Consider the following 11,382-nt stretch of genomic DNA (forward strand, 5'->3'; position numbering starts at 1 on the left):
AGGCCAGCCGGCGCCTCTGGTCGACCGGCGCCTCTGGTCAGCCGGCGTCGGTGCCCTGCACGGCGTCGTCGTCGCGCAGGCCGAAGCGGCGGATCGCGTCCTCGACCAGGCTGGCCTTGACCTCACCAGCCCGGACCAGGGACTCCAGGGTGGCGACGACGACCGACTCGGCGTCGACCTTGAAGTGCCGGCGCAGGGCCAGCCGGGTGTCGGAGCGGCCGTAGCCGTCGGTGCCGAGCGAGGTGAATGCCTGCGGCACCCAGCGGGAGATCTGGTCGGGCACCGCGCGCATCCAGTCGGAGACCGCCACGACGGGGCCGGGGGCGCCGTCGAGGATGCGGGTCACGTACGGAACGGCGTCGTCGGCCTCGGGGTTGAGCAGGTTGGCCCGGTCGCAGTCGAGGGCCTCCCTGCGCAGCTCGTTCCACGAGGTCACCGACCACACATCGGCGGCGACGCCGAAGTCGGCGGCGAGGATCTCCTGCGCGGTGAGCGCCCAGTGGATGGACGTGCCGCTGGACAGGATCTGCGCCCGCGGTCCCGAGCCGCCCTCCGCGCCCGCGGCCGGCAGGTCGCCGACGAGCTCCTCGGCCGGCCGGAACCGGTACATGCCGGCGATGATCTGTGCCGGGTCGAGGCCGGCCGGCTCGGCCGGCTGAGGTACGGGCTCGTTGTAGACGGTGAGGTAGTAAAAGACGTTCTCGTTGCGCTCGCCGTACATCCGGTCCAGGGCGTCGCGGACGATGTGGGAGACCTCGAACGCAAACGCCGGGTCGTAGGCGACGCAGGCCGGGTTGGTCGAGGCCAGCAGCAGCGAGTGGCCGTCCTGGTGCTGCAGGCCCTCGCCGTTGAGCGTGGTCCGCCCGGCGGTGGCGCCGAGCAGGAAGCCGCGGCCGAGCTGGTCACCGAGCGCCCACATCTGGTCACCGGTGCGCTGGAACCCGAACATCGAGTAGAAGACGTAGACCGGGATCATGTACTGCGCGTGGGTGGAGTACGAGGTCGCGGCGGCGATCACCGAGCCCATCGAACCGGCCTCGCTGATGCCCTCGTGCAGCATCTGGCCGGACTCGGACTCCTGGTAGGACAGCAGCAGCTCGCGGTCGACGGCCTCGTAACGCTGCCCGTGCGGCGAGTAGATCTTCGCCGTCGGGAACATCGCGTCCATGCCGAAGGTGCGGGCCTCGTCGGGGATGACCGGCACGAAGCGCGCGCCCATCTCCTTGGTCTTCATGAGGTCCTTGAGCAGCCGGACGAAGGCCATCGTGGTGGCGACGGGCTGCTTGCCCGAGCCCTTGCGCAGCTCGTCGAAGATCTTCGCGGGCGGCTGGGTGAGCGGCTTGGCGCGCACGACCCGGCGCGGTATCGACCCGCCGAGCGAGGCCCGGCGCTCCCGCATGTACTGGATCTCCTCGGAGTCCGGCCCCGGGTGGTAGTAGGGCGGCAGGTCGCCGGTCAGCGCCGAGTCCGGGATCTCCAGGTACAGCCGGTCGCGGAACTCCTTGAGCTCCGCCTTGGTCAGCTTCTTCATCTGGTGGGTGGCGTTGCGGGCCTCGAAGTCCTTGCCCAGCGTCCAGCCCTTGATGGTGTGGGCGAGGATGACCGTGGGCTGACCGGTGTGCTCGGTGGCCGCCTTGTAGGCCGCGTAGAGCTTGCGGTAGTCGTGGCCGCCGCGGGAGAGCTTGCGCAGGTCGTCGTCGGCGAGGTCGGCGACCATCCGGCGCAGCCGGGCGTCCGCGCCGAAGAAGTGCTCGCGGATGTACTCGCCCGACGACGTCGTGTAGGTCTGGAACTGCCCATCCGGGGTGGTGTTCATCCGGTGGACGAGAACGCCGTCGGTGTCCTTGGCTAGCAGCGGGTCCCAGTCGCGACCCCAGACGACCTTGATCACATTCCAGCCGGCGCCGCGGAACAGCGACTCCAGCTCCTGCATGATCTTGCCGTTGCCGCGGACCGGGCCGTCGAGACGCTGCAGGTTGCAGTTCACCACGAAGATCAGGTTGTCGAGCTCCTCGCGGGCGGCGACGCCGAGCGCCCCGATCGACTCCGGCTCGTCCATCTCGCCGTCGCCGAGGAACGCCCACACCCGGCTGTTCGAGGTGTCCTTGATCTGGCGGTTGAGCAGATACCGGTTGAACCGGGCCTGGTAGATCGCGTCGATCGGGCCGAGGCCCATCGACACGGTGGGGAACTCCCAGAAGTCGGACATGAGCCGCGGGTGCGGGTAGGACGACAGCCCGCCCGACTCGCTCTCGCGGCGGAAGGCGTCGAGCTGCTTCTCCGTCAGCCGGCCCTCCAGGAACGCGCGGGCGTAGATGCCCGGCGAGGCGTGCCCCTGGAAGAAGATCTGGTCACCCGAGTCGCTTCCCGGCGAGGAGCTGAGATGGTCCTTGCCGCGGAAGAAATGGTTGAATCCGACCTCGTACAGGCTCGCGCTCGACGCGTAGGTGGCGATGTGACCGCCGACGTTGTACTCGGGCCGGTTCGCGCGGCTGACCATGATCGCCGCATTCCACCGAATGTAGGCCCGGATTCGGCGTTCGACATGTTCGTCGCCGGGGAACCAGGGCTCGCGTTCCGGCGGAATCGTGTTGATGTAGTCCGTGCTGGTGAGACCGGGAACCCCGACCGCCTTCTCGCGAGCTCGTTCGAGAAGCTTCAGCATGAGGAAGCGGGCCCGGCCGCGGCCGGACTCCTCGATGACCGAGTCGAGTGACTCCAGCCACTCGCTGGTCTCAGAGGGGTCGATGTCTGGCAGCTGACTCGGCAGCCCGTCGGTGATGACCGAGAACTTCCGGGTTGTGTCCTGCGCCACGCCTTCTCCTGCTCCTCAAGCTTCCGGGGCCGCCGTGGCCGCACGAGAAGGTCCTCCTCGCGCGTCCGCCGGCCCATGTGTCACTTCGCGTGCACGCGGATGCGGGAACCCGCATGGTCGATGCGTTGCCGCGTCCTGGCCGCTCGTCAACTTCTCCTTCGGTGCGCCGCTGCGGGTGATCGGCCGACTCCCATCGGCCGAGGGCGGGAACCCGACGAGCGAGCACGCCTCTGTCCATCGTGCTCCGTCCGCGCGACCTCGTCACGCACGCCTTGGTTACTTTCGAGTAGAGAATCGGGCGATACGCGCGGCGTTGTCGACTTGTCGTCCGCGGCGTAGCCGGTGCAGTACCCCCGCCTGGTAGACAATCATCCTGATGGACACCCGGATGAAGACGACGATGCTGTCCGTGCGCACCGGCCGCCTGGAGCGTGTGGTCGACCTCACTCCTGACGCGGTGCAGTTCGTCACTGGTTCCGGTGATGGCCTGCTGTCGGTGTTCGTGCCGCATGCCACCGCCGGGCTGGCCATCCTCGAGCTGGGCTCCGGCAGTGGCCCGGACCTGCTCGCGGCCCTGGCCGAGCTGCTGCCCGCCGACAAACGGTGGCGCCACGCGCACGGCTCGCCCGGCCACGGCCGATCCCACGTCATGCCGGCGTTCATCCCGCCGACGCTCACCGTCCCGGTGCTCGACGGGCGGCTCGCGCTCGGCACCTGGCAGTCGATCGCCTTGGTTGATCTCAATGTGGACAACCCTGATCGGACGGTCCGACTGTCGTTCCTGGCGGGATGATCAAGATTCTGGCGGCGTGATCGAGGCCCGATGCGGGTACCGGCGGGGAGTCGTCGCACGTCCACCACGCCGTCATCGGTCCACAACCGACGGCGTGGCACTTGCGCAGCTACCGGGAGGTCCGGTGGACTAGGTCAAGACGCACCGGGTGATGCCCCCATCGCGCTGGTGCGTCCACGTTGGAACGGGACGTCTCCGCGGCACGCGCGGAGCGACACACGAGCAGGAGGTAGCGCAGGTGAGTCCGACCGCGGCGAACGCCGAGGGTCAGCGCCGGGCGGAGCGACTGGGAGTCTCCGCCGGGACCCAGGTGCAGTCGCTCAACGAGGACGATGACATCGCCCAGGATCTGCTGGACGCGGTGACCAGCGCCAGCGGCACCGAGCTAGTCCCCGAGGACTCCGACGACGTCGTCGACGTCATCCTGCTGTGGTGGCGGGAGGACGACGGGGATCTGGCCAATGCGCTCATCGATGCGCGTCGCCAGCTGTCCGACGAGGGTGTGATCTGGCTGCTCACGCCCAAGGCCGGACGGGACGGTCATGTCGCGCCGAGCGATGTGCTGGACGCGGTGCCCACCGCGGGTCTGGTCCAGACCAGCACGTTGAGCGTCGCGCAGGAGTGGTCCGGCCAGCGGCTGGCCGCGCCGAAGTCGCAGCGCGTTCGGCACCGCTGAGGCCGGCGCGAGGGCGTCCGGCGGCGGGTGGGCCGGGCGCCGTCGAGTCATGCCCGCGTCCGGGTGGGGTCGGAGCTCGGCCGGCCCCCGCGGCGTGGGCTCATCGATACAACGGCACCTGCTGGCCCTCGACGGCGCCGGGGTAGCGGTCCCAGAGCCGGTTGAGCTCAAGCTGGAGGAACAGCGGTCCGAAGCCGATCAGGAACAGTACGAACGCGAGCACCGGGTTCGTCTCCGGCACGCCGGCGGCGTGCTGGGCAGCGCGCGTGCGGGTGCCCAGCCGCCACGCGGCGACGAAGGGCGGCACGATGATCAGCCAGCCGACGAGGAACGCCAGCAGGGACAGGGCCGGGTTGACCCGTATACGCCGGTCGTACTCGGCGAGCTCCCGGTTCGTCTTGTAAACCCACACGAAGTAGTAGACCCCAAGGGTGATCAGGGGCAGGCCCAGCCAGACGGCGAAGGGATTGCGGTGCTTGCCGAGTACCCCCGCCCCGGCGGCGGAGTCGGGCGCGCCGGGCGCCCCGTTCGGGCCGGGGGAGCCGTAGTCGGGGGGCGCGGGGTAGCCTTGCTCGGGCTCGGGGCCAGGCAGCGATTCCCGGAAGGCATAGATCGGGAAGCCGCCGGTCGAGGTGCCCGGCCCGTCGATCGGGTGAGGTTCCTGCGCCGGGTGATGGCTTTGCTGGTCGGGGTAGCCGTGCGATTCGGGGTAACCGTGCGGGGTCGCACTCTGATTGGTCAAGGTGGTCCTGCCCTCATCGGTGTCCATAACCTGTGGCGCACGCGGAGCACGCACCGTGTTACGCGCATGTCCGGTCGATGGCTCCCGTGCCGATCGGCCAGACTAGGCCAGTCTGACGTAGGAAACTCGAGCACTCGCCGCATCAGCGCCCGGGGAGCGTGAAAGATACCTTCCGTCGGGATCGAATCCGGATGATCCTTCGTACCGGGTAGCGGCCGGACGGCTCCGGGGCGTCCGTGTGGGCTATCCGCGGGTGGTCGGCCGGTTTCCACGGCGCCGCAACTGGCATGCTGGCTCAGGGCCGGCGGATCGACCGGCGGGGGCGCCCGAACCGGTGGGTGCCGTCGCCCGGCCCGTTCCGACCCCCGCCCGCTGTCGCGATCATGCGAGGCCCGGCGGTTCTGGCGGAGTCGGCCCGTGCATCGTCCTGATCGGTGCTCCGCCACTGTGATCAGCCCCATTGTTGTGGAGAGGAAGCGCCTGTGACCGTCGAGGTTGGCTCCGTCGCCCCGGACTTCTCGCTGAAGGACCAGAACAACGAGACCATCACCCTGTCGGAGTTCCGCGGCAAGCGGAACGTCGTCCTGCTGTTCTACCCGCTGACCTTCACCGGTGTCTGCCAGGGTGAGCTGTGCTCGGTCCGGGACGACCTCGGCTCGTTCCAGAACGACAACGTCCAGGTGCTGGCGGTCTCCGTCGACTCGCCGTTCGCCCACAAGGTGTGGGCCGAGCAGCAGGGCTATGAGTTCCCGCTGCTCGCCGACTTCTGGCCGCACGGCGCGGTCGCGGAGGCCTACGGCATCTTCAACGCCGAGCGAGGCATCGCCGTGCGCGGCACCTTCGTGATCGACAAGGAGGGTGTCGTGCGCTGGAAGGTCGTCAACAACATTCCCGACGCGCGGGACCAGGCCGAGTACCTCAAGGCCCTCGCCGCCATCTAAGATCGACGTACGGGAGCCGGCCTGGCGTACCTGGGTAGTCGTGGGGCCGGCTCCCGCTGTCGGTGGCACCCTGAAGCGTCGGTGCCAGACCGGCGGTCACCTTCGCTGATCCAGGCGCCCGATCGTTCCACGGGGCGTCGCGGTATGCGTAGACTTAGTCAGCCTCGTTTCCCAGGTCTCCCGGGCGCGTAGCTCAGCGGGAGAGCGCTCGCCTTACAAGCGAGTGGTCGCAGGTTCGATCCCTGCCGCGCCCACGCGCTCCCCTTCTATGCTCGCTGATCTTTGATCAGCTTCGCCACCAGCCGTTATGTCTGTTGGGGGGCCGAGCCCCCCATGCCCCCCACGCGGCAACCGGGGCGCTCAAAAGGTGTGAATCGCCGGCGGTGTAGCAACGCGCCTGTGGCCATCGTGGGGGAGTGGCAGGTCAGATGCTGCCCAGGTGGTCGTCGAGGCGGGCCGGCACAAGTCGGCATCGTCGGTGCGTCCCAGGAGGTCGTGGCCGGCGACCGGGTTCATCGTCGAACCCGCTCTGTTCGCTTGGCGGGCACGCTGGTGCGGCTCGATGTGCCAGCTCCTCGAGCGCGATGCATTCCGTGCCGATCCGACTGCAGGTCAAGGTTTCGTATTACGATAGAGAGTGTGGAGATCCACCGCTCGGCTCGTAAGCACGGTGTGCCGATGCGGACATCACCCATACCGCTACGGGGTATCTGGTCGCCTACACGCTCGACGACGATGACCCGCCGCGGGAGCTCCGGCTGGGTCCGGATTTGGCTGGCAACCTTCTGGAGATCGCCGTCCTGCTCCTTGACGATGGCACTGAACTGATCATCCACGCGATGCGGATGCGTCCGAAGTACCGGAGTCTCCTGCCGTGACGAGGAGGGGCGAGATGACAGACGAGACAGCGCGTACGCCTATATCGGGTGGGGTCCCGGTGACCGACGAACTCGTGGCGAGGCTTGCAGGGGAAGCCGAGGCCGGCTATGACGTTGAGGTCCTGAGGCGCCGGGGTGGGCGGCGGTCGATCGGGTCGGCGCCGGGGGAGGTCGTGCCGGTGCGGCTGGATCCGGAGCTGCGTGCGGCCCTGGCGACTCGTGCGGCTGCCGATCATACGAACGCCAGCGAGGTGATCCGCCAAGCCCTCCGTGCCTGGCTCGACGTCGCCTGAGGGCACGAAGTCCCATCGACAGGGCGCATCCCGGGAGTCGACGGGCCGTGGCGGCCGTCCGTCTGCCGGAAGGCGACTACTCGATCATCGACGATCAGCGGTTGGACCCTGCGGTGCGTCGTCGGTGACCGGGTCTTGGCGCCGGTCTGGTCCAGGTGGCCGTTGCGGTGACACGCCCGAGACGCGCGGGTGGATCAAGATTTTTTAGTCAGCGCTCAACTTTTCGACCTGCAGTCGGCGGCGACCTGCGTCTTTGCAGGTCAAGCACGTTGGTGGCCCCGGGACGCCTTACAAGCGAGTGGTCGCAGGTTCGATCCCTGCCGCGCCCACGCGCTGGCTCCGCCTGCTTGCCGATCTTTGATCGGCTGCGCCGGGGCCGCGATGTCTGTTGGGGGGCCGAGCCCGGTCAAATGTCGCTCATACACCATGTGCTGACCTGCATGGTTGTCCCCGTCAGCCGATTTTGATCTTGCTGGGTTGTGGTGGATGGCATGTGGGGTCGTGGTACCCGTTCGGTTATCCCTTGGGTGCTAGAGGGCGTTTCGTTCGTCGTCGATGGTCTGTGCTTCGGCGTGTCGGCCTATCGCACGAAGTAGATCCGCCAGATTGTTCAGCGACCGGATGAGGTCGGGGAGGAAGGCGTCGGGCCGGTCGGCGGCCAGCCGGCGGTGGATGGTGACGGCGTCGTTGATGGCGGTTAGGGTCTCCTCCCGCCGCCCCAGACCGCCCAGCCGGACCGACTGGTTGTTCAGGGAGGCGGCGAGGTCGGCGAGATGTGTGGTGTCGACGGGAGTGTGTCGGCGTCGGGGCAGGGGCCATCGGCGTGGCGGGTGGGGGGGTATGTGGTCGCGGATGCGGAGGGTGTGGGCGTGTTGGAGGGTGGCGGCGAGGTCGAGTAGTCGCAGGCTGTATTCCGGCAGGCTGTCGATCATGCTGGTGAGGGTGGGCCGGTCGAGGTGGGGTGTGACGGTGGTGAGGGCGTCCGCCGCGGGCCGGTGGTCGGCGGCTTCGATCGCCACGCGCAGCGCGATCGGGGCGCGCGTGGCCGGGTCGGTAGCGAGCAGGGCGGGTAGGAGCGGATCGAGGTCGGGGTGTGTGGGTGTGGCCCGGTTCAGCACGGTCAACGCCTGGTAGGTCTGGCCTGTCGATGCGCCGGCCAGCAGGTGTTCGGTGAGGTCGGGGTTGCCGGTGAGGTGGCGGGCGAGGAAGTGTTCGGCGAGCCGGTCGGGGCTGATCCCGCCCCAGAACTGTCCGGTCTGGTCGGGTGCAGGTGGGTAGAGCCCGGCGAGCCAGTGTGCTGTCCGGTTGCGTAGGTCGTGGGTGGTGCCGTCGGTGCCGGTTAAGGCGGGCAGGCGGGCAAGGGCCGCGGCGGCTTCGTCGGGGTTGGTGGCGCCGCAGAGGGTGGCGGCGGCGATGGCCTGTTCCAGGCTGCCGGCGGACCTGTCGATGCCCCGGGTGCGGGCGGTGTCGGTCCAGTACCGCTTTTCGTGCTGGAGGAGCCGGTCCGCGACCTGCTCGGGTGATCCACCGTCGCCGCTGGTGGGTTGGTCGAGCAGGGCGGTCAGGGCGGCCATGTGCACGGCCAGGACCAGACCGAACCCAGGATCAGACAGGTCGGGTATTCCGGTCTGCACCTTCCGGAAGCGATCGGCCCAGTCGACCGCGGGATCGAGATCGGCCAGCCGGCGGGCGAACGTGCTGGCCGCGTCGGTGAACAGGGCGGTCCGGTCGGGTCCGCTGTCCTCGACCGGTGGCAGGGTGACGGTCTGCCCGTTCTCGGCGAGGGGATGACGGCCGGTGAGTTCCTCCCACCAGTCCCCACCACCCCGGGCGACCAGCAGCAGCCGTATCGGGGTGCGGGTGGCGCGTTCTTCCAACGTGGTGAGGAGGGTGCTGGTGAGGGCGGTGTGGGTTTCGGCGTAGTCCACGACCAGCAGCACCGGCCGGGTCTGCCCGGCCAGCCGCCCGACCAGCCCAGCACCATCCGGGCGGGGCGAAACCCGGCGAGCCATCCTGCCTCGCGCAGGCGGGCGGTCAGGGCGCGGGCGAACCGGGTCTTGCCCTGCCCACCCGGACCGACCAGCAGCCGCACCGCACTATCCGCCTCACCGGTGCACCAGTCGACGAATTCGGCGAGCAGGGGTTCCCGGCCGTGTAGGTCGACGATCTCCGCGTCCGCGCGGAGCAACTGCGCCGGTGTGTGGGGGATGGTGATCGTGGGTGGGGTGAGGAGGCCGGCGAGTTCGACAGACTCCCAGCTCACCGGCCTGCCGTCGACCGCGATCAGATTCCGGAACACCGGATCGGCTAGCAGCCGTCGCACCGGCACGGCGGTCAGCCGGCCCTCGCCGAACCCGGGGGTATCAACCACGATCACCGCGGACGCCAGCCACACCGGCCCCGGACCGGCGGGGTCCGCGCAGGCATACAGCACCGCCCCGGACATGCCCGACCACGGCAAGGGTTCGTCATCCCCGACGGGTGCCAACGGCGGATGGTCTTTGATGTTGATGTCGTAGCGGCCGGTGACCAGCCCACCCAGCGGGTTCACCTGCCCGGCAAGATGGTTCGACTCCCGGGCTCCATCGTCGCCGCGCAGCACCCGGGGGAACCCGACCGCTTCACCGGCGATGCCACCGGCACGGCCGGTCAGCACCCCCCAGCGCAACCGGTCCACCCGCGGCGGTGCCCACTGCGGATCGTCGATGCGGATCAGTGCCGCGTCGGGTGCGGTGTCGTCGGCTCGGTCCCAGCGGTCCGGCCACACCACCCGACCCGACGTGCCCGTCCGGCCGGTCTCGCCCACCCCGACCGTCAACCCCACCCCCGAAGACGGCACCGGCCCTTCGGGGAACACGACATGGGCGGCGGTCAGGACCAGCCGGCCGGTGATCAGCAGATCCGACCCCACCCGCGTCCGCCCATCGGCCCGGACAGTGCGGATCTCCACGACCTGGTCCGGTGGCACCGGACCCGCCGCACCCGTCCCCGATCCCATGACGGTGGTCGGGATACTCGTCGTCGGCGATCAGCGGCGAGCGGCCCGTCGCCGGATCGACCGGTTGCAAGCGGACGGTGAGCCGGCGGGTGGAGGTCGAGGAGCGTTCACCGGACGCGCCGATCGACACCACCCCGATCCGCACCCCGCCCTCCGCCTTACCACCCGTGCGGACCTCCACGTTCAGGTCCAGCTCCACCGGCTCGACCGTGAACCGGACCGGGGCACCGGCCCCGGCGGCCATCGCCGCGGTCAACTCCGCCCGCACCGCGGCGATCGCGTCCGCCAACCCCACCCACGGCTTGTCCAGCACCATGATCCCCCGATCGGCAGCACCTACCGGATGGTGCCCACAGTAACCGGAACGTGCCAGAAACCAGTCGGAAACCCCCACCTTACCCGCCACCCGACCTTCGACCCGCGACCGCTCAACCCCCAGGCATGGGCCGATCACACGAAAGACCAGGTCATCGACCTACATGCACGCGGGGCTATCAGCCCCCCCGAACCCCCCACGGCGGCAACCGGGATGCTCGCGAGGGGTGGATCGCCGCCGCCGCGAGCTCGGCTGTACGGCTCGAAAGCATGGTGTGCCGACGTGGATGTCATCCATGCCGCTACGGGGGTGCCTGATGGCCTACATGCTCGACGAAGGTGATCCATCGTGGGAGCTCCGGCTGGGGCCGGATCGGGCGGGCACTCTTCTGGAGATCGTCGTTCGGCTCCTTGACGATGGCGCTAAAATGATCATCTACGCGATGCGCGTGCGTCCGAGGTACCGGCGTCTCCTGCCGTGACAAGCAGGGTCGACATGTCAGAGCAGACAGCGCCTACCCCGATGTCGGGAGGGGTCCCGGTGACCGATGAACTCGTGAATCGGCTCGTTGAGGAAGCCGAGGCCGGCTATGACGTTGAGCTCCTGCGGCGCCGGGGCGGGCGGCGGCCGATCACACGAACGCCAGCGAGGTGATCCGCCAGGCCCTCCGCGCCTGGCTCACTGATCTTTCATTCACCGGGTCGGGCTGGAGTGGATTCCGCCCGGTTCCGGTTCCGCGGAATCTGCATGACCGTGTCACGTGGCCGCGATCATGGCGATGGCCGCGGAGTGTGACGGCGGTGGTGGGGTGTTCGGGGTGGATGCGTGGGAGAGCGCCCATGTGGTCGCTCTGGTGGGTTCGGCGTCCGATTTATCCCTACAGAAGGACCCAGGTGGCACCGTTCCCACGCACACCCCCGCTCCCGGCTC

8 protein-coding genes and 1 tRNA gene are annotated in these 11,382 nt (G+C 69.1%); 5 read left to right on the plus strand and 4 right to left on the minus strand.

The genetic code is table 11. The features are described from left to right. Positions 1-37: 37 nt before the first annotated feature. Positions 38-2,815 carry a pyruvate dehydrogenase (acetyl-transferring), homodimeric type gene (gene aceE, locus G6R25_RS06195; RefSeq protein WP_163552209.1) on the minus strand — a complete coding sequence of 926 codons (2,778 nt, stop codon included), beginning with the start codon at positions 2,813-2,815 and terminating at the stop codon, positions 38-40. 388 nt (positions 2,816-3,203) lie between these two features. Here aceE and G6R25_RS06200 point away from each other — a divergent pair, with 388 nt between their 5' ends. Both G6R25_RS06200 and G6R25_RS06205 read left to right on the plus strand, forming a co-directional pair. Then, on the plus strand, positions 3,204-3,608 hold the full coding sequence (locus G6R25_RS06200; protein ID WP_163552210.1) for a YjbQ family protein: 405 nt from the start codon (positions 3,204-3,206) through the stop codon (positions 3,606-3,608). A 238-nt stretch (positions 3,609-3,846) separates the two neighbouring features. Next, entirely contained in the window at positions 3,847-4,284 is a 438-nt protein-coding gene (locus tag G6R25_RS06205) for a DUF3052 domain-containing protein (protein ID WP_136447287.1), read from the plus strand. Between the two features lie 100 nt (positions 4,285-4,384). Here the strand turns inward: G6R25_RS06205 and G6R25_RS06210 are convergent, their stop codons facing one another. Continuing rightward, a complete protein-coding gene (locus tag G6R25_RS06210; RefSeq protein WP_235947584.1) occupies positions 4,385-5,026 on the minus strand; it encodes a DUF4234 domain-containing protein in 642 nt (213 codons plus the stop codon). Between the two features lie 482 nt (positions 5,027-5,508). On the opposite strand from G6R25_RS06210, the gene G6R25_RS06215 reads away from it, so the two are divergent. From G6R25_RS06215 to G6R25_RS06225, 3 genes are all read left to right on the plus strand, one after another. Beyond that, a complete protein-coding gene (locus G6R25_RS06215) occupies positions 5,509-5,967 on the plus strand; it encodes a peroxiredoxin (protein ID WP_163552212.1) in 459 nt (152 codons plus the stop codon). Between the two features lie 182 nt (positions 5,968-6,149). After that, positions 6,150-6,221, plus strand: a tRNA-Val gene (locus G6R25_RS06220). 638 nt (positions 6,222-6,859) lie between these two features. Further along, complete coding sequence (locus G6R25_RS06225; protein WP_136447290.1) at positions 6,860-7,138, plus strand: ribbon-helix-helix protein, CopG family; 279 nt, start codon at positions 6,860-6,862, stop codon at positions 7,136-7,138. Positions 7,139-7,668: 530 nt separating this feature from the next. Here G6R25_RS06225 and G6R25_RS06230 read toward each other — a convergent pair. Both G6R25_RS06230 and G6R25_RS30165 read right to left on the minus strand, forming a co-directional pair. Beyond that, on the minus strand, positions 7,669-9,150 hold the full coding sequence (locus G6R25_RS06230) for a tetratricopeptide repeat protein (RefSeq protein ID WP_163552213.1): 1,482 nt from the start codon (positions 9,148-9,150) through the stop codon (positions 7,669-7,671). A 609-nt stretch (positions 9,151-9,759) separates the two neighbouring features. Then, positions 9,760-10,452, minus strand: coding sequence for a trypco2 family protein (locus tag G6R25_RS30165; protein ID WP_419469317.1), 693 nt, complete (start codon positions 10,450-10,452; stop codon positions 9,760-9,762). Positions 10,453-11,382 lie beyond the last annotated feature (930 nt).

The sequence above is a fragment of the Candidatus Frankia alpina genome (assembly GCF_902806485.1).
GTDB lineage: Bacteria > Actinomycetota > Actinomycetes > Frankiales > Frankiaceae > Frankia > Frankia alpina.

Excerpts from the sequence above, each read along its gene's own strand:
- G6R25_RS06200 (WP_163552210.1), top strand. The coding sequence starts at position 3,204 with ATGAAGACGACGATGCTGTCCGTGCGCACCGGCCGCCTGGAGCGTGTG.
- G6R25_RS06225 (WP_136447290.1), top strand. The coding sequence starts at position 6,860 with ATGACAGACGAGACAGCGCGTACGCCTATATCGGGTGGGGTCCCGGTG.
- G6R25_RS06230 (WP_163552213.1), bottom strand. The coding sequence starts at position 9,150 with ATGGCTCGCCGGGTTTCGCCCCGCCCGGATGGTGCTGGGCTGGTCGGG.
- G6R25_RS30165 (WP_419469317.1), bottom strand. The coding sequence starts at position 10,452 with ATGGTGCTGGACAAGCCGTGGGTGGGGTTGGCGGACGCGATCGCCGCG.